We start from the raw sequence: 21,559 nt of genomic DNA, 5'->3' as shown, positions 1-21,559 counted from the left end.
TAGCAAATAATCCGTTAACGATTGATTTTGTGTAGAAAATTCTGCCGAGACAATCTCGCGAGCCCACGCCTAGATCACCGTCTCTCCGCCATCGATAACCAGAATCTGGCCCGTCATGTACGAGGACCGGTCGGACACAAGAAACAGCACTGCCTCCGCGATTTCCTCGACGCTGGCCCAACGACCAAGCGGCACTTTTTCGCGGATGTAGGCTTCAATGGCTTCCCGTCCTCCCATCTGTGCGATGAAGGGGCCGTTGAAGGGTGTATCCACCCAACCGGGGCAAAGCGCGTTGACGCGAATGCCGAACCGGCCATAGTCGCCCGCCATCTGCTTCGTCATCGCGATCACCGCGTGCTTGGTCGTCGTATAGGCGATCATCTCGCGGTCGTAGAGCACGCCGGAGCTCGACGACGTGTTGAGGATCACCCCGCGACCAGCCTTTTTCATGAAGGGCATGACGATGCGGGCACCGAGGAAGTGAGCCCGCACGTTGAGTGTCCAGGACGTGTCGAAGCCTTTGACGCTCACACCCAGCACGTCACCCTCTACCTGTACGCCGGCATGATTGTGCAGGATGTCGATCCCGCCTTGTGTGTCGATGAAATCGCGGAAACCGGCTTCAAGCGCCTGATCGTCGGTCAGGTCGAACACAAGCGCTTTCGCCCGGCCACCAGCAGCAACAATCTGGTCGACGGTCGCGTTCGCGCCGTCAGCACTGCGGTCCGTCACGCCGACCACCGCACCCTCGCGCGCGATGAGCAGCGCTGCCGCCCTGCCGATGCCCGATCCCGCCCCGGTGACGATCGCGGTCCTGTCCTTCAGGATCATCTTTCAGTCCCCTTTCTCGCCGGCCCGCAATCCTGCATCATCCGGCGGACGAGCCCCCCAAGCTTGGGTGCGCGCCGATCAACCTCTGGGGAAAACAGGCATGTACGACTTCGGCCCCTTCAAGTTCGAGTCGAAGCAGGATTTTTTCGACAAGGCAATCCGTTTCTGGAATCCCGACAAGACCAGGTTCTGGCAGAAAGCCGGGATCGATCTGGTGATCGGCAGGAGGGAAGGCTATTTCCTCTACGACATGTCGGGCCGCCGCCTGATCGACCTGCACCTCAATGGCGGCACCTATAATCTCGGTCACCGCAATCCGGAACTGGTCGAGACGCTGAAGAGCGCACTCGATTATTTCGATATCGGCAACCACTGGTTTCCCTCCGTGGCGCGGACGGCGCTGGCCGAATCCCTGGTCAATGTCTCACCGGGAATGAAATATGCGATCTTCGCGCCGGGCGGCGCGGAGGCGGTGGACATCGCCATCAAGAGCGCTCGCTATGCCACCAAGCGGCGCAAGGTCGTGTCAATCATCAAGGGTTATCACGGGCATTCGGGGCTCGCGGTGGCGACCGGCGACGATCGCTTCACCAAGATCTTTCTTTCCGACCAGCCGGAGACGTTTATCCAGGTTCCCTTCAACGATATCGACGCCATGGAGCAGGCGCTGAAGGGCGAAGACGTCGCGGCGCTGATCATGGAGACGATCCCCGCCACATACGGCTTCCCGATGCCGAAGGACGGCTATCTCGGCGTCTGCAAGGCGCTGTGCGAAAAGCATGGCGTGATGTACATCGCCGACGAGGTCCAGACCGGCCTGATGCGGACCGGCAGCATGTGGGGGTGGCAGGCCTATGGCGTCCAGCCGGATATCATGGTGACGGCAAAGGGCCTGTCCGGCGGCCTCTATCCGATCAGCGCGACGCTCGTGAACGACAGGGCCGGAGGCTGGCTCAACGAGGACGGGGCGGCCCACATTTCGACCACCGGCGGGGCCGAACTCGGCTGTGTCGTTGCTCACAAGGTCATCGAGATGCTGCAGCGGCCTGAACTGGTGGCCAATGTCGGCACCGTGACCGAGTTCATGGCGCAGGCCATGGGTGAGATGCAGGCTCGTCACGGCGATATCTTCACCGGGGTGCGCCAGAAAGGCGTGATCCTCGGCCTGGAGTTCAGCAATCATCCGGAAGGCGCCGTGTTCTTCTCGCGTGCACTCTACGAGCAGGGCGTGTGGGCGATTTTCTCGTCGCTCGACAAGCGGGTGCTGCAATGGAAGCCTGGCGTTCTTCTGGATTACGAAACCTGCCGGGACATCATGGATCGTTTCGATGCCGCGATGCCACGCGCCCGCGAGCTGCTGCATCAGGCAGGCAAGGCGAGTTGACATGTCCCGAACCTGGTTGAAACTGCCAGGCATCGAGTGCGGGCTGGCCACTGGACTTGCCGGGATAGCCCAGGGTCGGGCAGGGGACGATGGCGCAATGATGGGGCAGGACGGACGATGACGGATTTCGACGCGCTCACTCACGACCAGCAACTCGGCATCCTGCAGGAGACGGCGGAGGCGGCCACCGCCAACTACGACTTGCCGGCGGATGTCTCCGTCGAGATGATCAACCTGTCGGAGAACGCGACTTACAAGATTGCAGCTCGCGACGGCCGGCGCTGGGCGCTTCGCATCCATCGCGACGGGTACCATTCAAAGACGGCCATCCAATCCGAACTGGCCTGGCTTACGGATCTGCGCCAGACCGGGATCGTCCCCACACCCGTTCCGGTCGCGGGCAAGGACGGCGACCAAATCCAGCTTGTCGGCCATGCCGGATTGGCGCGACCGCGTCATGTCGTGTTGTCGCAATGGGAGACCGGTGCGGAGCCGGGCATGGGCGAGGCGCTTGGCGAGCCCTTCGAGGTGCTGGGCGAGGTGACGGCCCGCATGCACATCCACGCCCGGCAGTGGAAACGCCCATCTTGGTTCAGCCGCCACGTGTGGGATTTCGAGACAAGCCTCGGTGAGGAAAGACCCCATTGGGGGCGCTGGCGCGACGGCATGGGCGTCGACGCCGCGAAAGCCAAACTCTTTGGCCGTACCGCGGAGCTGATTGGCCGCAGGCTCGATGCCTTCGGCAAGGGCCAAGACCGCTTCGGCCTCATTCATTGCGACCTGCGGCTCGCCAACCTTTTGATCGACGGCAAGACGGTCAAGGTCATCGACTTCGACGACTGCGGCTTCGGCTGGTTTATGTACGACGCCGCTACGCCCATCTCTTTCTACGAGCACCAGCCGCAGGCAGCCGATCTGATCCAATCGTGGACGACCGGCTATCGCCGCGTGCTTGACCTGCCCAAGGCGGACGAGGACGAGATCCCGACCTTCGTGATGCTGCGCCGCCTGTTGCTGGTTGCCTGGATCGGCTCGCACGCTGAAACGGACCTCGCTAGGTCCATGGGCCTGCCATACACCGAGGGAACGGAGGGGCTGTGCGAAGCCTATCTGAGCAAGTTTTCCTGAGAGCAATTCCATGAAAAGTGTGAGCGGTGTTCCCGGAAAAGCGCGTAGCGCTTTCCGTTGGGAATTGCTTCAAAACAAGGAGATAGAGCGGTTCGCGATGAACAGCTTTATGCCAGGGCCTCCAAGCTCTCCGGCAGGATCTGGCCGCCATCGACGATGATCGTCTGCCCCGTCACGTATGCGGCTTCCTTCGACGCAAAGTAGAGTGCGGCGTAGCCGATGTCCTCCACGGTTCCGAGCCGCTTGAGCGGGACAGAGGTGGCCATGGTCTTCTGGTAGTCCTCGCCCAGGCCGGCAAGGCCCTCGGTGATGATGTTGCCCGGCATGACGGCGTTGACGGTGATGCCGTATTTCGCCAGCTCGATGCAGGCGGTGCGCATGAAGCCGAGTTGCCCGGCCTTGGTGGCGCCGTAATGCGACCAGCCGGGAAAGCCGGTGACCGGGCCGGTGATCGATGACGTCAGCACGACCCGGCCCTGGTCGGATTTCTTGAGATAGGCAATCGCCGCCTTGACCGCGTGGAAGGTGCCTTTGAGGTTAGTGTCGACGACCTCGTCCCATTGTTCCGAAGTCATCTCCTCGAGCCGGGCCTGCGGGAAAATTCCGGCATTGGCGCACAACACGTCGATGCGCCCGTTTCTCGCGGCCACTGTCGCAAAAGCGCTCTCGATGCTGGCGAGCGAGGTGACGTCGCCAACCACGCCGAAGGCGCCGTGGCCGATCTCGGCGGCAGCTGCTTCGGCCTGGTCGAGATGGCGCGCGATGATGGCGACCTTGGCGCCAGATAGCGCAAGCACCCGCGCTATGCCCTTGCCGATGCCTTTCGATCCGCCGGTAACAACGACGGACCGACCCTTCAAAGATTGGGTCATGATCTGAAGCTCCAAAATGAGACGGGGACAGAGCGATACTCTGTCCCCGTTGCCGAAAAGGATGCCAGGGCGGCGTCCGCCGCTAGCCCTCGTTCACCATGTGACCGATGTTCTCGTACGCCTTGGGGTTGGCGGATTTCAGCACGAAGCCCCAGATCAGGCCGACGATCAAGATCGCAAGCCCGACATAGGGGATGCTCCTGGCAAAGCCATTGGTGCCGCCGAGCGTCGCGAGATTGGCCACCAGCGTGTAGACGAGGAGCAGTTGGACAACCAGCGAGATCAACGGCGCAATGACTGTCGTCAGCAGGCTGCCGCCGCCGTTCTTCTTGAACCACATGTAGATCGCCAGCGAGACGACGGCCTGCAGCACGAGCAGCAATCCGGTGCCCAGCACCGCGAACAGCGTATAGACACCGAGCCAGGCCTGTCCCGACGGATCGTCGAAGCCGTAGGCCAGACCGTAGAGCAGGACCCATATCGCCGCCAGCACCGACTGCAGCGCCGAGGCCTTGTGCGGGCTCTTGTGGTGGTCATGCGTCTCCGCGATCACCTGCGGCAGGACGCCTTCGCGCGCCAGCGAGTACAGATAGCGGGAAGCGGTGTTGTGGAAGGCCATGCCGCAGGCGAAGGAACTGGTCAGGATGAGCAGCGACATCAGCTGGTAGCCCCAGCCGCCGACATAATTCTGAACCGGTGTCAGGAAGAAGTTCACGCCGTCGGAGAAGGCTTTGGCCACCATGTCGGCCTCGGTGGGATAGGCCGCCACCGCGCACCAGCTGACAAAGGTATAGAACAGGCCAAGGCCAATCACCGAAATCAACAGCGACTGTGGAATGATGCGCTTGGGATCACGGGATTCCTCGGCATAGTTCGGCGCCATCTCGAAGCCGACCCACGACCAAAACGCCATGAAGATACCGACGGCGGCCTCGCCGGCGGGTATGGCCACATCACCAACTTTCTGCTCGGCGACAGGCGTGAACACCTTGAACACATTTAGTGAATCGCCGGAAAAATTCGTCGGGCCATGAGCGAAAAGCACGCCCAGCGAGAAGATCACCAGCATGATCACTTCAAGAATGAGTGCGATCCCGAGTAGCCGCGCCGACACCTTCACATCACGATAGGCAAGCGCCGCGATGACCACGATCATGGCGAGCGCGAGCACGATCCACGGCACGTTGATGCCGAAATGCTGGGAAATCCAAAGATTGCCGAAAAATGCAAACAGACCAGTGAGAGAGGCTTCGAACAGTGAGTAGCAGGCGAGCGAGCCAATGCCCGCCGACATGCCGACCTCGCGGCCGAGCCCTTGGCTGATGAAGGAGTAAAAGCCGCCGACGGACGAGACGCGCGATGCCATCGCGGCATAGCCGACCGAGAAGATGGTCAGCACGATCGTCGCCATCAGGAAGGCGGCTGGCGTGTATTTGCCGATGCCATAGCCTGCCGCGAACGGCACGTTGCCCAGCATCGCCGACATTGGCGCCGCGCCGGTGACGGCCAGAAAGAGCACTCCCGCGAGCCCCACGGCCTTGGAGTGCAAAAGATTGATGCTGTTACTCTTCGAGACGTCGATCGTCCCGCGTGCAGTTTCTATGGCCATGAAGCCCTCTCCATTCGTGACAGCTGTATTTGGTCCCCGCACGTAGCGGCCGATGTGTCCCGGCCTGCGTGTGCAGCCATCACACTACGGACGCTGCGTCACTTTGCCAAGGCCATGATTTTGCATAGCTCGCCGCTCGACATGACGTGGCAGTAGATCATGTTGATGATTTCGAGTTCTTTGCGATGAAGCTCCTCGGTCGCCGCCGCGCAGCAATCCTCGAGCACGATGACGGCATAGCTCTCGTCCGCCAGGCTGCGCACGGTCGAGGACACACACTGGTCCGTGAAGATGCCGCAGCAGATGACATTCCTGATGCCGAGATTGTGCAGAATCAGGCGCAGATTTGTTCCTGTCAGCGCTGAATCGGTGGTCTTGGTCACCACGATTTCGTCGCCGGCGGGCTGAAGCTCGGCAACCAGCTGCGACGGCGCGTCGTTCTTTGGCAGCAGCAAATTGTTCCAGCCCGGCATTTTCTGGGAGAGCGAACGGTCGCGGCCGTCCTTGGTGTGGCTGGCGATACGGGCAAAAAGGCATTCGATGCCATTTTGCCGTGCCAGATCGAGCAGTCTTGCCGTGTTCGGTATGACCGTGCCGTGCATGCGCTCGTGGAACGGCGTCCACAGATCGTACCGATGCTGTTCTTCTGGCGGAAGCGACACGCGATCCGGCCGTTCCAGGTATGTGTTCTGAACGTCGATGACCAGGATGGCGGTTTGCGCCGGCACCAGCACCGGATCATCCGGCTCGGGTGCACCGAGGTAATAGAGCGAACGGTATCCGGTTTTCCAGCTCATGCGATCCTTTCAGAAGCGGAACGTGAAAAGGCCGCGCGCCGCATAGGTCTCGGCGGCTTCTTCGATGAAACGGGCGATGCGTTCGGCCTGGTAGGTATCGCGCATCGTGGCGGCGGCCCCGAGCAATTCTTCCTTGGACCTGGCACGGCCGGGGCGCAGCAATTCGTAGACCTGCATGATGAAATCCTGCGGCACCTCGACGAGCTCCGCCCCGCGCTCGAAGTTGAGGGCCAGTGTCGGCCGTCCGACATCGCGCGCCACATCGGCTTGAGCCTGCAGCGCTTGCGGCGTGATGCGAAGATCTTCCATCGTCACCTCGCCGGCAAGCACCGCATCCAGCGTTATCTGTGAAAGCGCCTTGCCGTGCTTGCCGGTCACCTCTCCGGGCTGTGTTTCGGCAAGTGGATAGTCGGCGCGGGTATGGGTCATGATTTCGCTCCCGTCAGCGTGACATCGACCTCTTCGGGAGCCGCACCAGCCTCGGTCAGCCCGGTTTCGATGGCATAGATGAGGGCGACGCGGGCGTGGTAGCGCGAACCCATGGCCTCGCCTCGCTGCGGCACCACGATGGGCTCCGGCATTTCGCCCAGCGCATAGGCGGCCGCATTGGCACCCAACGCGCGATAGTGTTCGAGCCTGGTGATCGGCGCATTGGAAAACAGTTCGAGGTTGTTGTGCGGCTGGCGGTCGCGCTGATGGATGACAGCCGTGCCCTTGGCCTGGATGCCGATGCCGATGCCGCTGCCGGCAAGCCGAGCGGCGGACAGGCCGAGGAAGGAGGTATCGGCCGTGTGGCGGAAGCGAACGACGCGCGCCTTGAGCCCGCGCCCGCGAATTGCATCCAGCATGGCGCCAAGGACCTCGGAAAGCCGATGCCCGGCCGTCGTCCGGTAAAGCTTCAGTCCAAATGCCGGGCTGATGCCGATGACCACGTCGTCCTTCGCCGATCCATTGGCCGCGGGGCCAACGTTGCGATAGCGGATATGTCTCGCCTCGTCTTTCTCGTGCAGCGCCTCCGAACGCAACACTTCCTTCTGGTCCAGCACATCGCGAATGTCGTTGAGCTGCAGCCGCCGTTCTTCAGACACGCGATAGCCGGAGCCTGGACCGAGATAGTCGTTCGGGTCGTTGACCGCGCTGACGATGCGCCCGTTGCGGATCATGGCCGAGGTCTGGAGATAGTCGCCTGAAAGGCGCAGCTTCACCACGTTCAGCAGGTTCTCGGCCTCTTCGCGGAAACCCCGGTTGGCCAGCGCCTTGACCACGTCGATCACGGTGATGCCACGCTCCTTGATGGCCTCGCTGATGAAGCTCACGTCGCGCGGCATCAGGCTGCGCGTATCGTCGGAGCCGGAGGCGTAGACCACACTGGTCTTCATATCCTCGGTCGGCGCCGACAGGCCGAGTTCCTCGAACACTGCGGCGATCGCCTCCACCGCCCGCTCGCGCAACTCGATCGCGCGTGACTCGGGCAGTGGCGTCAATCCGCCATCGGCCTCGAAATCGCGCTGCAGCACCAGATAGTCTTCCAACTCCTCGCCGTTGATCAGCGACGGGTTGAATGAATTGTCGTATTTCAGGATCGATCCCATCCCCGAGCAGATCAGGTCCGAGCCGGCAATCAGGTAGGGAAGGATCTTTGCGCCGACGCGAATCTCCGATTCGGTGGAGCGCGCGTCATTGCCGGATGCGCATTCGAGATCGAGCCAGACGGCGATGAGATTCTCTGCCATCAGCTCGCGGACGCCACCAGGTATGGTGGCGGTCAAAGGCGCCCCGTCGATGCCGCCATTTTGCGTACCCTGCACCCCCATGCCGCGCTGCAGGCAGAGACAGCGTGCCTCCAGGTAAAGCAGCGACTTTGCCTCGTGGAAGCCCATCAGCAATTCGGAGCCGGCACCCGACGTGCAGCGCATCTTCACGCCGCGCGATGCATAGGCGGCGGCGAGAAATGCCTTGGACCACGGCGTGTCGTCGCCATCGGTGAACGATTTTTCGGTACCGTAGACGGAAACGGTTTCGGCATAGGACGTGAAGCCGGCCATGGCGATGCGCAGCTCCTCCGCCTCCTCGCTGGAGCATTGGAACAACGTTCCCCAGCGGCCGACGGCGCCGCCCACCGCGCACGCCACCGCGTTGGACCAGGCGTTGCGCGACACGCGCATCGTGGTCTCTATCTCGTCGAAACCGAAGGCGACGGCGGTTGCGGCATCGGCGGCGAGCTGCAGCGGGTCGTCCTTGGCATTGGTTACATGCGCCTGGTTACCGGGCGTCTTGCGTGCCCGCATCTTCGAATAGGCGAAGGCGATCTCCAACGCGTTGAGCTGCGACACGACCTCGGCGAGTTTGGCGGGTGTCATGCCATGCGCGAGCCGCACCAGTGTTTCGCGCGGCACGTTCATGTCGACCAGCCAGCGTGCGACGGTCGCCGAGTCCAGCGCCATCGCTTCAGGCGCCACCTCCGGGTCGATGTGATGGCGGGCTATGAAGCGGTCGATCATGTCGTAGTCGTGCTCGAGCACGCCATCAAGGGACACGACGCGCCCGCCCTGGATGCCGATGCCGGGTTTGGGATCGGCCGGGCTGGAGAAGGCGGAGAAGCCGTTGGCGGGGTCTTCCGCCGCGAACTTGTCCAGCCGCAACGGCCGCTCGTCCCAGTCGGCGAAGCGCTTCCAACGGTTCAGTTTCGGCGTCATGCGTGCGTTCCTCAACCCAGCGGAAAGACTATTGAATGCCCGCTCGTCACACAATGGCCGGATCGAACAGCCTGGGCCCTGGATCTTCTGGCCGATGCTATCGACCCGCGCCATTGAACGCTTTCTGGCCATTTACGATCTCGACCGCTTCGATCTCCCGCTCTTGTCGAGGCATCACAGCGCGATAATTCTCCTGAAGGGGTGGTTTTTCACTCCTGAAAGGAGCCGGCCATGAAACATCAGACACTCGACCAACTGCATGCCGTCGCCAAGATTGAATCCTCGGCTGCATATTCCGCAATGACACGAAATCAGCGCATAGAGCGCTGGGCTGAACTGCTGGAGCGTAATCCCGAGCGATGCCTTGGTGCGTTTGCAGGCACCGAACATCTTCACCCTGGAGCACGTGCAGCGATGCGGGGCGAGGGATCGGCAATTTCGGTTGCCTTCGAAGATCCGGTGCTGCGCGCGTCGGGTTTGAAAGACGATACGTATGGTGAGGCAAAGCGCTTTTTCGAGCTGAACGACTGGCAGCTGCACGACATCGTCTGCGATTGTCACGTCGGCTCAACCATGAGAGCGCGTTGGGCCGCCAGCCGGGTCCGCTCAGCGATTAGCGGCAGGTTCTTTACGTGGTTGAGGCAAAGGATAATGCGCTGACCGCAGGCGGGGATCGTCGCCTGGTTGAGCCGATATAAGGTCTTCGTTACCCGACGCGGAGATCAACCCTTGTCCTCATGGTACAGCCGGTCGGTCGCCCGGTCGCTTTCCCTGCGTTCGGCGGGGCCAGGACGGCGACGCCTCGCAACAACATAGGCCATCAATATGACCAGCAACAATGGCCCACCGGCGACGACAAGCAACCACATGACACTTTCAAACATGGCACATCTCCTTTCCAAGACAATCGGCAAGGAGAAGAACCGTTCCGCTCATGACGACATGGGTGACGGGATTGGACCCGTTTGACGGCACTCGAACTACCGGGCGCGTTCGTATGTTCCAACAAGTTCGGCTTGCTCAAGCGCGTGTTTTTGCGCCTCCTGCCAGATCCGTTCGACGCCCGCGCTCGCCGGGATGGCAAGGCTCGGCGTGTCGAGCGCAGCCAGCCGGAAATGGTAGTGATGGACGCCATGCCCGACGGGTGGTTGAGGGCCGTCATAATAGGCGTTTCCGAAATCATTCGTGGCTTGCCTGAGGGCCTGCGGACCCGGCTTGCCGCTTTCCGCCTCGGGAAGTTCGCGGGTGTCGGGGGAGATATTGAACACTGCCCAATGGCCGAACATGCCGCTTGGGGCATCAGGATCCTGGACGACGAGAACGAGGCTCTTCGTCTCGGCCGGCACACCAGCCCACTTCAGCGGCGGAGACACGTTCTTGCCGTCTCGGGTGTATTTTTCGGGAATCTGTCGGCCTTCGGCAAAGGCGGTACTGCTGAGTGTGAGGGGCATGCTTCACTCCTACGGCGACAGTTGATCGCGTGCATCGGCACGCTATTTGTTGGTCCGCATCTTCTGTCTCGGATTGATCCCGCCGGCGGCGTTGGTGTCGTTTTCGACGTCGCCTTCAACCGTGTTCTCGCCTTCAAGCTCGAATTCTTCGCCTTCCTTGATCGTTCCCTTCGAGGTGCCGATACCAGGGTTGTTCGCCAGGTCGGCATCGCTCGGTTTCTTCCACTTTGGATGCTTGGTTCCGGTCATCAGAAAACTCCTTCGAAGAGGTTTTCGGTTTCAAAACCGCAAGCCGGATGAATTGTTCCGGCCTCTTTCACGGGCTCGCTGTCCGCCTCGGCTAAAGCCCGAACGGATAAGTGTCGGGAACACCGGTTCCTGCGTGTTCCGGGCCAAGCGGCGTCACCGCCGCGGTTTTGTCGAACCACACGAACGCGTCGAATTGCCGGGGCAAGGAGACGTCGGCATAGTGGCTACGCAACTCGGTTTCCGGCCGGTAGATCACACCAATGAAGCGCTCCAGCCTGCGTTCCAGCAGGCGCTCGCGCAGCACCTCGTCGCGCCTCAAGTCGAGCAGGAAACGCGGCACGCGGCTATCGTGGCAAAGCCGCTCGTAGCTGTCGGGGTGGGAGGCGCGAACCTGCTTCACCTCCATCTTCCCATCCCAGTCGCTGGCGGCAGCCACGGTGCCGGAATGGGTGCCAAGGCCGATCAGCGCGGCCTCATCGCCGAAACGCTGCCGGCAGAGTTGGCCGATATTCAGTTCGTCCCTGACGACACCCATCTCGGTGTAGCGGGCATCTCCGATGTGCGAATTATGCGCCCACACGATGGCCTTGGAGCTCGGGCCGCCAGCATCCAGCAAATGTTCCAGCGTGTCGAACATATGGGTGTCACGCAGGTTCCAGGATTCAGCGCCGCCATAGTACATGATCCGGTAATACCGCTCGGCGGCCGCAATCAGCCGGGCATTCTGGCTGGCGTCGAGGAAATCCACACCGTCCTGCCTTGCATATTCGAGTTGTCTGGCGAGCAGGTCCCGGCATTGCTCAAGCACCGCTTTCTCGCATTTTTGATAGCCGGCGGTGAGCACAGCGCGGCCGTAGGTGGATGGCTCGTTCTGCCAAGGTGTCAGGCAGCCATAGCGCTCGCGCGCGACCTTCGCCGCCCGCGGGTCGACCCGGTCGAGATAGTCGAGAACCGCGGCGATGGACCCGCTCATATTGTAGATGTCGAGGCCGTAGAACCCCGCTTGCCCTGATGGCTCAAGCTTCTCGTTGTGGTGGCGCATCCACTCGACGAAAGCCGCAAAATCGGTGTTTCGCCACATCCATGTCGGAAACCGCTGAAATGGCGCAATGGCGTTGGCTTGCGGCTGACGACGGCGAACGTAGCGGTCGATCGCGGCGGCGTCGGGCCAATCCGCCTCGACCGCGACAATGGTGAAACCGTGCCGTTCGACGAGCCTGCGGGTGATCGCCGCGCGGGCCTTGTAGAATTCGGACGTGCCATGGCTTGCCTCGCCAAGCAGGACGACGCGCCGGTCGGCAAACCGATCGAACAATTCGCCAAAGGTCGGGTCGTCGAAATCCGGAAGCGGTTCAGCCGCCCTCGCAATCATATCGGGCAGGCTGACGGGAGGCGGATGTCGGAGCGGCCGACCGGCCTCGGCCGGCTTGTCGCCTTCCGGCCAACCTTGTTCGCCGATGAGCGGGACGAACCGCACACCGCCGTAGTCCTCTTCGCTGTAGGTCGAAGCGCCCGTGCGTGTGACCTTTAGCAGACGCTGCAAATCCGGATCGTCGCCGACAGGAACGACAAGGACGCCTCCGACATCGAGTTGTTCCTGAAGTGCCAGCGGCGCACCCGGTCCGCTGGCCGCCACCACGATGGCATCGAATGGTGCGGCCTCCGGCCAGCCCTTGGTTCCGTCGCCTGTGCGGACCTCGATGTTGCGATAGCCCAGCTTTTCAAAACGTTGTTTTGCCGACTTAGCCAAACCGGGATGACGCTCGATCGTATAGACATGTTCGACGAACCGGCTCATCACGGCGGCCGCATAGCCCGAACCGGTACCAACTTCGAGCACGTGATCACCGGCTTTGACATCCGCCATCTCGATCATGAGTGCAACGATGTAAGGTTGGGATATCGTCTGTCCGTCCGCGATCGGCAGCGGTCCGTCTTCATAAGCGAACTCTTCGAAGCCAGGATCGACGAAAGCCTCGCGCGGAACTTCGCGCATGGCTTGCAGAATCTCGCGATTGTGGATGCCACGCCGGCCGACATGTACTTTGACCATTCGATCGCGGGCACGGGAGAGATCGAGCATTTCCAGCTCCGTTTGGTGGCCGCCCTTTGGTGATCGCTTGTCCGCGACGCCTGGAGGACATCCTTCGCGGCACCTTAGCGATCGCCTTGAGCTCGGCTGTCTAACCGCTGGAGGACTTCAAGGTTCCCACAATTCCCCGCACAGGCCGCCAGCTCATTGTGAATCGCGAACGGCCCTTTCTTGCTGGGCAGTGCGCGGTTCGAAGCCGGCCCTGATGGCGGATCAGAGCTTGCTCGGGCGCGCAGCCGCTCCAGTTACCTGCAGCGAAGCGCTGCTGGAGAACCGGTACCGGAGGTTGGGCAATGAACGACAAGGCTGGTGCAACGCCGCGGACGATCGGCCTCGAACGGATCGATCTCATGGACCGCTACTGGCGTGCCGCGAACTACATCTCGGTCGGCCAGATCTACCTGCTCGACAACCCGCTGTTGCGCGAACCTTTGAAGGCCGAGCACGTCAAGCCGCGGCTGCTTGGCCATTGGGGCACGACGCCGGGCCTGAATTTTCTCTACCTGCATCTGAACCGCGTTATCCGCGAACGCGAACTCGATGTCCTGTTCATCTGCGGTCCGGGCCATGGCGGTCCCGCGATGGTCGCCAACACCTGGCTCGAGGGCACCTACAGCGAAATCTATCCTGATATCGGGCAGGGCGAGGACGGCCTGAGGAAATTGTTCCGGCAGTTCTCCTTCCCTGGCGGCGTGCCAAGCCACGCCGCGCCCGAAACGCCCGGCTCCATCCATGAGGGCGGCGAACTCGGATATGCGTTGGTCCATGCCTTTGGTGCGGCCTTCGACAACCCGGATCTGGTGGTTGCCTGCGTCGTTGGCGACGGCGAAGCCGAGACCGGTCCGCTCGCGGCGTCATGGCATTCCAACAAGTTCCTGAACCCGGCGTCGGATGGTGCCGTCCTGCCGATCCTGCATCTTAACGGCTACAAGATCGCCAATCCAACAATCCTTGGCCGCATGAACGACCAGGAGTTGCGAAACCTTTTCGCCGGCTATGGCTACGAACCATTCTTCGTAGAAGGCCACGAGCCGCTTGCCATGCACCAATCCATGGCCGGGACGCTCGACACGGTGCTCGACCGCATCCGGTCCGTTCGGGAACAGGCCCGGTCTCCGGGATGGCGTGGCGGGCGTCCGCTGTGGCCGATGATCGTGCTGCGCAGCCCCAAGGGCTGGACCGGACCAAAGGAGGTCGATGGCGAGAAGGTCGAAGGCTTCTGGCGTGCGCATCAAGTGCCAGTGTCGAACGCGCGGGGAAATGAGGAACACCGCAGGATCCTCGAAACCTGGATGCGAAGCTATGAGCCGGAGAAACTGTTCGACAAAAACGGATACCTTCTGCCGGAACTCGCTGCGCTGGCTCCGACTGGATCAAAGCGTATGGGCGCGAGCCCATATGCGAATGGCGGGCTGTTGAAGCGCAACCTTGTGCTTCCGGACTGGAAAAACCTGGCGCTGGAAGTGCCCCGGCCGGGAGGGGTCGTTGCCGAAGCGACGCGGATTTGTGGAAGCTACCTTCGCGAGGTGTTCCGCCTTAATGCCAAAGCGCGAAACTTCCGGCTCATGGGACCGGATGAGACATCGTCCAATCGCCTCGATGATGTGTTCGAAGTCACGGATCGGGTCTGGATGGAAGGCATCGAGCCCTACGACGTCCATCTTTCGCGCGACGGCCGCGTCATGGAAGTGCTGAGCGAGCATCTCTGCCAGGGCTGGCTCGAAGGTTATCTGCTCACCGGCCGTCACGGCCTGTTCTCGTGCTACGAGGCCTTCATCCATATCGTCGATTCCATGGTCAACCAGCATGCCAAATGGCTGAAGACCTCCGGCGAACTCGCCTGGCGCAAGCCGATCGCCTCGCTCAACTATCTCTTGACCTCTCATGTCTGGCGCCAGGACCACAACGGCTTCAGTCATCAGGATCCGGGTTTTGCCGACCTGGTCGCCAACAAGAAGGCCGATACGGTCAGGCTCTACTTCCCACCGGATGCCAACACCCTGCTGTGGATTACCGACCATTGCCTGAGGACCTATAACCGCATCAACGTCGTCACCGCCGGCAAGCAGCCGACGCCGCAGTGGCTGTCCGTCGAGGAAGCCGAAGCCCACTGCAAAGCGGGCGCGAGCATCTGGGAATGGGCCGGCACCGTGGCCAAGGGCGAGGAGCCGGACGTGGTCATGGCCTGCGCCGGAGACGTGCCGACGCTGGAAACGCTGGCTGCGACGGACATTCTGCGCTCCGCGATCCCCGACCTGAAAATCCGCGTCGTCAACGTCGTCGACCTGATGACGTTGCAGTCGAACACCGAGCATCCGCACGGTCTCGCCGACCAGGCCTTCGACGCGTTGTTCACGAAAACACAGCCGGTCATTTTCGCCTATCATGGCTATCCCTACCTCATCCATCGCCTGACCTATCGCCGCGCCAACCATGACAACATGCATGTGCACGGCTTCCGCGAGGAGGGCACCACGACAACGCCGTTCGACATGGTGGTGCTCAATGAACTCGATCGCTACCACCTCGCGCTTGCCGCCATCGAGCGCGTGCCGGGACTGGCCGAAAGGACCGAAGGCCTTGCCGGCGAGCTCCACGACCGGCTGGTGAAGCACCAGGCCTATGTCCGCGAGCATGGCGAAGACATGCCCGAAATCCAGAAATGGAGCTGGCCCGCGAACGCGGCAAAGGTCCCTCGATGATGCGCCAGTCGATCCTGGCATTGAATGCCGGCTCGTCCAGTATCAAGTTCGCGCTTTACGATCTTGCCTCGCCGCAAGATCTACAACTCGTTTCGCGCGGCACGCTGGATCTGGGCGACGTACCTACACTGCGCGCGACAGCGGTCGACGGAACGGCGCTGTGCGACCGGCAACTCGCCGCCGGCAAGCCTCGTGACACAGCCATTGGCGAGATGCTGAATTGGGTGCAGGGCGAACTTGGTGGAAGAAAACTTATCTGCGCCGGCCATCGCATCGTGCATGGCGGGAGCGCGTTCATCGAACCCGTCCGGTTGACCCCAGACATCATCGAGGCCATCGACAGGCTGACGCCGCTCGCTCCGCTGCACCAGCCCCGCAGCCTCGCGCCGGTCCGCGCCATAGCCGCCTTGCAACCGGACCTGCCACAGGTCGGGTGTTTCGACACTGCCTTCCATCGGACGATCGAGCCGCTCGTGCGGCGCTTTGCGCTTCCCCGCGAATATGAAGGAGAGGGCCTGCGCCGCTACGGGTTCCACGGCCTTTCCTACGAATATATCGCCGGGCGGCTCGGCGAGATATCGCCATCTCTCGTGGCGAAACGCACCATCGTCGCCCATCTCGGCAACGGGGCGAGCCTTTGCGCCCTGCGCGGGGGCAAAAGCGTCGATACCACGATGGGGTTTTCCGCCCTCGACGGCCTTGTCATGGGTACGCGCTGCGGCTCCATCGATCCCGGCGCGCTGTTGTATCTCCTGTTGGAAAGAGGCATCGCGGCGGACGAATTGCAGACGATGCTCTACGAGCGATCCGGACTGCTCGGTGTATCCGGTATTTCGGGCGACATGCGGACGCTGGAAGCGAGCGATGACCCTCGCGCCCATGAGGCGATGGAGCTTTTCGCCTTCCGCGCCGCGAGGGAGGCCGCAGCGCTCGCGAACACGATGGGTGGGCTCGAATGCCTGGTGTTCACCGCCGGCATCGGTGAACGGTCATCCCCCATCCGCAAGGCGATATGCGGGAAATTGACGTGGCTTGGCGTGGCGCTTGACCAACATGCCAATGACGCCCACGCCGAGATCATCAGTCGTCCAGACAGCAAGGTGGAAATCCGTGTGGTTGCGACTGACGAGGAAAAAATCATTGCGCGTCATAGCCGCGTGGCGATGCAGCCTGAAGGAAATGCGATCCAGTTCCGGCCCTGAACAGGAGAAGTCTGCCAACTCCTGCCGACGCCAATATTGCGCCTAACGCCGACGGTGCATCTGACAGCCAGGGGAACCAGTTGGGCCGTACCGCGTCATAGAAGCAGGTTGGTTGCAGCCAAGGAAAGTGACATCGATGATCAGGCTCCTTCTTGTCGTCGCCGCGGCGCTCGCCCTTGCATGCGGTGCGACGGACGCAGCCAAGCTGGACCCGAACGCCGTCAACCAGGCCCAATTCGCCGCCGGCGAGCCGAAAGGCGTCGATCCTACCGTTCTGAGGGCGCAGATCCTTTTGGATCGCGCCCGCTTCTCGCCGGGCCTGATCGATGGCCGCCTGTCGGAGAACTTCGCCAAGGCGGTCGGTGCCTATCAGACTGCGAACGGTCTCCAGACGGACGGCAAGCTGACACGCGAGACCTGGGACAAGCTGGTGGCAGCCTCCACCCGTCCGGCCCTGATTGCCTACGAACTGGCGCCCAAGGATGTGCGCGGACCTTTCACCAAGCGTATTCCGGCTCGCATGGAGAAGATGGCCCATCTAAGGCGGCTCGGCTATCGCAACGCGATGGAGAGGCTGGCTGAGCGCTTCCATGTCAGCGAAAAATTGCTGAAAATGCTCAATCCAGGCGCCACCTTCCGGAAGGCAGGCACGATGTTGATGGTGCCCGATGTTGGCCGAGGCGATCCTCCAGCCGCCATTGCCAGCGTCGAGGTCGACAAGGGCGCTCGCGTGGTGCGCGTGCTCGATGCATCCGGCAAATGGCTCGCAGTCTACCCCGCCTCGATCGGAAGCGACGAGAAGCCGGCGCCGAGCGGCACGGCAGAGGTCAAGCGCGTGGTGCATAACCCCACCTATCACTACGATCCGAAGTTCGCTTTCAAGGGCATCAGGACCAAGCGGCCCTTCACTATCGCAGCCGGGCCGAACAATCCGGTGGGGTCGGTCTGGATCGACCTCTCCATCGAAAGCTACGGCATTCATGGCACGCCCGAACCCGGCAAGATCGGCACGACCTTCTCGCACGGCTGTATCCGGCTGACCAACTGGGATGCCGAAGACCTCGCCTCCGTGGTGCAAGAAGGTACCACGGTCAACTTCAAGGACGAGATGGCGGACGTCGGCAACGAGCCGCCGCAGTAGCACATCAGGCCGAAAGCGGTGTCCGCGACGGCGGCCGCCAAAACTTCCTGTCGTTGGAGGCTGCCCCTGGAATTTGGCCCGGCGGGTGAATCTGGCACGGCGGGACGAAACTCGTTTTGGGAAACGTTTGTGGGACAGGCAACGCTCAAAGCCGGCGCCCCGACATTGGTGCCGTAGAGCAAAGACCCTTCGGCAGCGGCGACACCGCGCACGACGCCCAAGGAGACCGGAAATGTCTGCCGACGCCTATATCAACCGGATCGCGACAGCGGTCCCGGAGCATGAAGTCCATCAATTCTATCTGCGGTTCGCGGCTTCCACGCTTGCTGCCAATCGCAGGAGGATCTTTGAACGCATGGCCGGCCTTGCCGGCATCGAAAGCCGCTATTCCTGCTTTGCGCCCGCCATCGACCCCGAAGGAGGGTACGTCGACCGTGCCGGAACCTTTGTCCGCGGCGCATTCCCCGGAACGGCCGCGAGAATGGCGATGTTTTGTGAAGCTGCTCCTGTCCTGGCAAAAAAAGGCGTCGACGGATTGCAGCTTGGCGACGAAGCGTCGCGCATCACCCATCTGATCGTCACCACCTGCACCGGGTTTTCCGCGCCAGGTATCGACCTGGACCTGGTTCAGAGCTGCGGCCTGTCGGACAGGGTCGAGCGCACGATGATCGGCTTCATGGGCTGCTACGCCGCGATAAATGGCCTCAAGCTGGCCCGCCACATCGTTCGCTCCGACCCGCAATCGAGAGTCTTGCTGGTCAATATCGAGCTCTGCACCTTGCATCTCAATGAAACCACCGAACTGGAAAAGCTGCTGTCCTTCTGTCTTTGGGGCGACGGCTGCGCGGCCGCGCTCGTCACCGCCGAACCGACCGGCATCAAGCTCGACAGTTTCCATTGCGTTGTCGCGGACGAGCGACGGGACCTGATGAGATGGGACATTCGCGACCATGGCTTCGACATGGTTCTTTCTGGCCAGGTTCCTGCGGCGATCCACGACGCGCTGTTGAGCAACCAGGACGCCTTCCTCGGCGGTCGGCCGACCGAAGCGATCGATCTGTGGGCCGTTCACCCCGGCGGGCGCTCTATTCTCGACGCTGTTGAAAGAGCGCTGAACCTCACGACAGCCGCGCTCGAGCCGTCGCGCGAGGTGTTGCGCCTATACGGAAACATGTCGTCGGCCACCGTAATGTTCACGCTGCAAGAGATGCTGAAGGCGCCGCCGGGCCTGCTCGGTTGCGGCATGTCGTTCGGACCCGGCCTGACGGCTGAAACCATGCTCTTTCGAACAGTATCATGAGCGAACTGTCCCAACGTCGCCTTGTCCCGGAAATCCTGGACGGATTGGCGGCCGACGATCCGCGGGCGCTCGCCTCGCGCCGCGATCTCCGCCGCATCAACGCGCTGATGTTCCAGGCGCGGATCATGGCGTCATTGCTGCGGAAATTCGTGCCGAAGCCGCCACGGCGCATTCTGGAGATAGGCGCTGGCGACGGTACCTTCATGCTGGCGGTGGCGCGGCGCATGGCCAGGCATTGGCCCGAGGTGGAACTGACAATGCTCGATCGCGCCGGTCTCCTCACCGCTGAGCTCTCCGCCGATTTCGGCAGGCTGGGGTGGACCATCGAAGGCATCACCGCCGACGTGTTCGACTGGGCGGAAGGTGCCGGGGGCAAGCGGTTCGACGCGATCACCGTCAATCTGTTCCTGCATCATTTCGACCATGCCGGTCTGGTGCGTCTGTTTTCCCTGCTGGCGCCGAAGGCGCCCCTGCTGCTTGCGACGGAACCGCTGAGATCGATGCCGGCGCTGGCAGCGGCTCGCCTCCTGCCGGCGATCGGCGTCAATGACGTGACCCGACATGATGCGGCCCAGAGCGTGCGTGCCGGCTTTCGCGGCAGCGAACTGTCCGGTCTCTGGCTCGCGGCCGGTCGCAAGCCGCTCGAGGAACGGCGCGCCGGTGTTTTTTCCCATGTCTTCGTCGGGTCAGCGACAATGCCGGTTTTGAGTTGAACCCGTGAGCAACCTATCGACCCATGATGCGATCGTCATCGGCGCCGGCCCGGCGGGCACTTCCGCCGCACTCACACTGGCCCGACACGGGTGGTCCGTGGCGATCGTGGAAAAGAGCGCGTTCCCGCGCCGCAAGGTCTGTGGCGAATACATCTCGGCGAGCAATCTCGTGCTTCTCGATCGATTGGAGATCGGCGATGCCTGGCGCGCTGATGCTGGCCCCGAAATCCGCCGCGTAGGCTTCTTTTCCGGCGAGACCTGCGTCGAGGCGCCGATGCCGGACGCAAAATATAGTCCTGCAAAAGACTGCTTCGGCCGCGCGCTGGGCCGTGACGTTCTCGACGCGCTGCTCTTGCAGGCGGCGCGATCGGCGGGCGCCGAAATCTTCCAGCCTTGCCGGGCCGTTGCCATCGATCGGGATGGGGACATGCAAAGGGTGCGCATTCAGGCAAGGGGCGAGAATTCGGGCGACGAGACGACGACCTTGCGGGCGCCGGTGATTGTCGCCGCGCATGGTTCCTGGGAACCGGGACCGCTGCCAAGCCAGCTCGAAAAGACCAACCGTCCGTCGGACCTGCTCGGCTTCAAGGCGCACTTCACCGGCTCGACGCTCGCGCCCGATCTGATGCCTCTGCTGGCGTTTCCCGGCGGCTATGGCGGCATGGTCTTGGCCGATCATGGCCGGCTGTCGATCTCGTGCTGCATAAGGCGCGAGATGCTCGCGCGACTGCGCGGGAAACATGGCTCCGGACATGATGGCGTCGCAAGCCCTGTGTCGGCCGCTGACGTGGTCTTCCATCATCTCATGGCTTCTTGCCGGGGCGTCAGCGATGCTCTGGATGGAGCCTGTGTCGATGGACGGTGGCTCGCAGCCGGCCCGATCCGTCCCGGTATCCGGGCCTGTTATGAAAGGGACATCTTTCGCGTCGGCAATGCTGCCGGGGAGTCTCATCCGATCATCGCCGAAGGCATCTCGATGGCGCTTCAGTCTGGTTGGCTGCTAGCCAGGGAACTTGCTGGCGCGCCAAGCGGCCGGGCAGGGCGCGAAGCTGCCGGCAGGCGCTATCAAGCGGCCTGGCGAGAATTGTTTTCGACGCGCGTCCACGCTGCCGCGGCTATCGCCCGAATAGCGCTCGGCCCCGGCGGTCCCGCATTGATGGCTGCGGCTGTCCGGAATTTCCCGCAAACACTGACACTTGGCGCGTATATGAGCGGCAAGACGAGGCCGGTTCCCGGTCTTGCATGACCGGCGCTATCTGATGGCGATCTGGAACAGATGCAAACCGCCACCGGCAAGTGCATTCGGCAGATCCTCAAGATCTTCCGGTGTGCGCATGTCTGAATGGCCGGGATAGAGAACCGCGTTATGCGGTCTCCGCATGATGGCGTCGG

General features: G+C 62.2%; 20 protein-coding genes. 9 read left to right on the top strand and 11 right to left on the bottom strand.

The window, feature by feature from the left end; translation table 11 throughout:
* Positions 1-69: 69 nt before the first annotated feature.
* Positions 70-831, bottom strand: a complete 762-nt coding sequence (locus LB577_RS14580) for an SDR family NAD(P)-dependent oxidoreductase (protein ID WP_224687208.1) — start codon at positions 829-831, stop codon at positions 70-72.
* A 100-nt stretch (positions 832-931) separates the two neighbouring features.
* Between LB577_RS14580 and LB577_RS14575 the strand changes: the two genes are divergently transcribed.
* Together LB577_RS14575 and LB577_RS14570 are read left to right on the top strand one after the other, a co-directional pair.
* Positions 932-2,215, top strand: a complete 1,284-nt coding sequence (locus LB577_RS14575; RefSeq protein ID WP_224687207.1) for an aspartate aminotransferase family protein — start codon at positions 932-934, stop codon at positions 2,213-2,215.
* 117 nt (positions 2,216-2,332) lie between these two features.
* Positions 2,333-3,343: a phosphotransferase enzyme family protein gene (locus tag LB577_RS14570; protein ID WP_224687206.1), complete on the top strand. Its 1,011-nt coding sequence runs from the start codon at positions 2,333-2,335 to the stop codon at positions 3,341-3,343.
* A 107-nt stretch (positions 3,344-3,450) separates the two neighbouring features.
* On the opposite strand, the gene fabG is transcribed toward LB577_RS14570, so the two are convergent.
* The 5 genes from fabG to LB577_RS14545 all read right to left on the bottom strand — a co-directional run bounded on the left by fabG (position 3,451) and on the right by LB577_RS14545 (position 9,317).
* Positions 3,451-4,215 carry a 3-oxoacyl-ACP reductase FabG gene (gene fabG / locus LB577_RS14565; RefSeq protein ID WP_224687205.1) on the bottom strand — a complete coding sequence of 255 codons (765 nt, stop codon included), beginning with the start codon at positions 4,213-4,215 and terminating at the stop codon, positions 3,451-3,453.
* An 82-nt stretch (positions 4,216-4,297) separates the two neighbouring features.
* Complete coding sequence (locus LB577_RS14560; protein ID WP_224687204.1) at positions 4,298-5,824, bottom strand: APC family permease; 1,527 nt, start codon at positions 5,822-5,824, stop codon at positions 4,298-4,300.
* A gap of 98 nt (positions 5,825-5,922) precedes the next feature.
* Positions 5,923-6,621, bottom strand: a complete 699-nt coding sequence (locus LB577_RS14555; protein ID WP_224687203.1) for a cysteine hydrolase family protein — start codon at positions 6,619-6,621, stop codon at positions 5,923-5,925.
* Between the two features lie 9 nt (positions 6,622-6,630).
* A complete protein-coding gene (locus LB577_RS14550) occupies positions 6,631-7,050 on the bottom strand; it encodes a diol dehydratase small subunit (protein WP_224687202.1) in 420 nt (139 codons plus the stop codon).
* Positions 7,047-9,317, bottom strand: a complete 2,271-nt coding sequence (locus LB577_RS14545; RefSeq protein ID WP_224687201.1) for a propanediol/glycerol family dehydratase large subunit — start codon at positions 9,315-9,317, stop codon at positions 7,047-7,049. Before LB577_RS14545 ends, LB577_RS14550 begins: the two co-directional genes overlap by 4 nt.
* 231 nt (positions 9,318-9,548) lie before the next feature.
* Between LB577_RS14545 and LB577_RS14540 the strand changes: the two genes are divergently transcribed.
* The gene (locus tag LB577_RS14540) at positions 9,549-9,977 is read left to right on the top strand and encodes a hypothetical protein (RefSeq protein WP_224687200.1); all 429 of its coding nucleotides are present in this window, start codon (positions 9,549-9,551) and stop codon (positions 9,975-9,977) included.
* A 62-nt stretch (positions 9,978-10,039) separates the two neighbouring features.
* Here LB577_RS14540 and LB577_RS14535 read toward each other — a convergent pair whose 3' ends face one another.
* From LB577_RS14535 to LB577_RS14520, 4 genes are all read right to left on the bottom strand, one after another.
* On the bottom strand, positions 10,040-10,201 hold the full coding sequence (locus tag LB577_RS14535; RefSeq protein ID WP_023779024.1) for a hypothetical protein: 162 nt from the start codon (positions 10,199-10,201) through the stop codon (positions 10,040-10,042).
* 96 nt (positions 10,202-10,297) lie between these two features.
* The gene (locus LB577_RS14530) at positions 10,298-10,768 is read right to left on the bottom strand and encodes a YbhB/YbcL family Raf kinase inhibitor-like protein (protein WP_224687199.1); all 471 of its coding nucleotides are present in this window, start codon (positions 10,766-10,768) and stop codon (positions 10,298-10,300) included.
* 42 nt (positions 10,769-10,810) lie between these two features.
* The gene (locus tag LB577_RS14525) at positions 10,811-11,017 is read right to left on the bottom strand and encodes a hypothetical protein (RefSeq protein ID WP_013894139.1); all 207 of its coding nucleotides are present in this window, start codon (positions 11,015-11,017) and stop codon (positions 10,811-10,813) included.
* A gap of 91 nt (positions 11,018-11,108) precedes the next feature.
* Complete coding sequence (locus LB577_RS14520; RefSeq protein ID WP_224687198.1) at positions 11,109-13,100, bottom strand: protein-L-isoaspartate(D-aspartate) O-methyltransferase; 1,992 nt, start codon at positions 13,098-13,100, stop codon at positions 11,109-11,111.
* Between the two features lie 302 nt (positions 13,101-13,402).
* Between LB577_RS14520 and LB577_RS14515 the strand changes: the two genes are divergently transcribed.
* The 6 genes from LB577_RS14515 (at position 13,403) to LB577_RS14490 (ending at position 21,413) form a co-directional block, all read left to right on the top strand.
* Positions 13,403-15,811, top strand: a complete 2,409-nt coding sequence (locus LB577_RS14515; RefSeq protein WP_224687197.1) for a phosphoketolase — start codon at positions 13,403-13,405, stop codon at positions 15,809-15,811.
* Positions 15,808-17,013: an acetate/propionate family kinase gene (locus LB577_RS14510; RefSeq protein WP_224687264.1), complete on the top strand. Its 1,206-nt coding sequence runs from the start codon at positions 15,808-15,810 to the stop codon at positions 17,011-17,013. Before LB577_RS14515 ends, LB577_RS14510 begins: the two co-directional genes overlap by 4 nt.
* Positions 17,014-17,149: 136 nt before the next feature.
* Positions 17,150-18,154 carry a L,D-transpeptidase gene (locus LB577_RS14505; RefSeq protein WP_224687196.1) on the top strand — a complete coding sequence of 335 codons (1,005 nt, stop codon included), beginning with the start codon at positions 17,150-17,152 and terminating at the stop codon, positions 18,152-18,154.
* 85 nt (positions 18,155-18,239) lie between these two features.
* The gene (locus LB577_RS14500; protein WP_318013486.1) at positions 18,240-19,454 is read left to right on the top strand and encodes a type III polyketide synthase; all 1,215 of its coding nucleotides are present in this window, start codon (positions 18,240-18,242) and stop codon (positions 19,452-19,454) included.
* Positions 19,451-20,167, top strand: a complete 717-nt coding sequence (locus tag LB577_RS14495; protein WP_224687195.1) for a methyltransferase domain-containing protein — start codon at positions 19,451-19,453, stop codon at positions 20,165-20,167. Before LB577_RS14500 ends, LB577_RS14495 begins: the two co-directional genes overlap by 4 nt.
* 4 nt (positions 20,168-20,171) lie before the next feature.
* Positions 20,172-21,413: an NAD(P)/FAD-dependent oxidoreductase gene (locus LB577_RS14490; RefSeq protein ID WP_224687194.1), complete on the top strand. Its 1,242-nt coding sequence runs from the start codon at positions 20,172-20,174 to the stop codon at positions 21,411-21,413.
* Positions 21,414-21,419: 6 nt separating this feature from the next.
* Here LB577_RS14490 and LB577_RS33100 read toward each other — a convergent pair whose 3' ends face one another.
* Positions 21,420-21,548, bottom strand: a complete 129-nt coding sequence (locus tag LB577_RS33100; protein ID WP_263496075.1) for a hypothetical protein — start codon at positions 21,546-21,548, stop codon at positions 21,420-21,422.
* Positions 21,549-21,559 lie beyond the last annotated feature (11 nt).

It is taken from the genome of Mesorhizobium sp. B283B1A, assembly GCF_020165735.1.
GTDB lineage: Bacteria > Pseudomonadota > Alphaproteobacteria > Rhizobiales > Rhizobiaceae > Mesorhizobium > Mesorhizobium opportunistum.
Note: the sequence above shows the minus strand (reverse complement) of the source record. Positions and strands in the feature narration are given on the sequence as shown.

Bases quoted from the DNA above. Each gene is read 5' to 3' on its own strand.
- LB577_RS14580 (WP_224687208.1), bottom strand. From the start codon at position 831: ATGATCCTGAAGGACAGGACCGCGATCGTCACCGGGGCGGGATCGGGC.
- LB577_RS14575 (WP_224687207.1), top strand. From the start codon at position 932: ATGTACGACTTCGGCCCCTTCAAGTTCGAGTCGAAGCAGGATTTTTTC.
- LB577_RS14570 (WP_224687206.1), top strand. From the start codon at position 2,333: ATGACGGATTTCGACGCGCTCACTCACGACCAGCAACTCGGCATCCTG.
- fabG (WP_224687205.1), bottom strand. From the start codon at position 4,215: ATGACCCAATCTTTGAAGGGTCGGTCCGTCGTTGTTACCGGCGGATCG.
- LB577_RS14560 (WP_224687204.1), bottom strand. From the start codon at position 5,824: ATGGCCATAGAAACTGCACGCGGGACGATCGACGTCTCGAAGAGTAAC.
- LB577_RS14555 (WP_224687203.1), bottom strand. From the start codon at position 6,621: ATGAGCTGGAAAACCGGATACCGTTCGCTCTATTACCTCGGTGCACCC.
- LB577_RS14550 (WP_224687202.1), bottom strand. From the start codon at position 7,050: ATGACCCATACCCGCGCCGACTATCCACTTGCCGAAACACAGCCCGGA.
- LB577_RS14545 (WP_224687201.1), bottom strand. From the start codon at position 9,317: ATGACGCCGAAACTGAACCGTTGGAAGCGCTTCGCCGACTGGGACGAG.
- LB577_RS14540 (WP_224687200.1), top strand. From the start codon at position 9,549: ATGAAACATCAGACACTCGACCAACTGCATGCCGTCGCCAAGATTGAA.
- LB577_RS14535 (WP_023779024.1), bottom strand. From the start codon at position 10,201: ATGTTTGAAAGTGTCATGTGGTTGCTTGTCGTCGCCGGTGGGCCATTG.
- LB577_RS14530 (WP_224687199.1), bottom strand. From the start codon at position 10,768: ATGCCCCTCACACTCAGCAGTACCGCCTTTGCCGAAGGCCGACAGATT.
- LB577_RS14525 (WP_013894139.1), bottom strand. From the start codon at position 11,017: ATGACCGGAACCAAGCATCCAAAGTGGAAGAAACCGAGCGATGCCGAC.
- LB577_RS14520 (WP_224687198.1), bottom strand. From the start codon at position 13,100: ATGCTCGATCTCTCCCGTGCCCGCGATCGAATGGTCAAAGTACATGTC.
- LB577_RS14515 (WP_224687197.1), top strand. From the start codon at position 13,403: ATGAACGACAAGGCTGGTGCAACGCCGCGGACGATCGGCCTCGAACGG.
- LB577_RS14510 (WP_224687264.1), top strand. From the start codon at position 15,808: ATGATGCGCCAGTCGATCCTGGCATTGAATGCCGGCTCGTCCAGTATC.
- LB577_RS14505 (WP_224687196.1), top strand. From the start codon at position 17,150: ATGATCAGGCTCCTTCTTGTCGTCGCCGCGGCGCTCGCCCTTGCATGC.
- LB577_RS14495 (WP_224687195.1), top strand. From the start codon at position 19,451: ATGAGCGAACTGTCCCAACGTCGCCTTGTCCCGGAAATCCTGGACGGA.
- LB577_RS33100 (WP_263496075.1), bottom strand. From the start codon at position 21,548: ATGCGGAGACCGCATAACGCGGTTCTCTATCCCGGCCATTCAGACATG.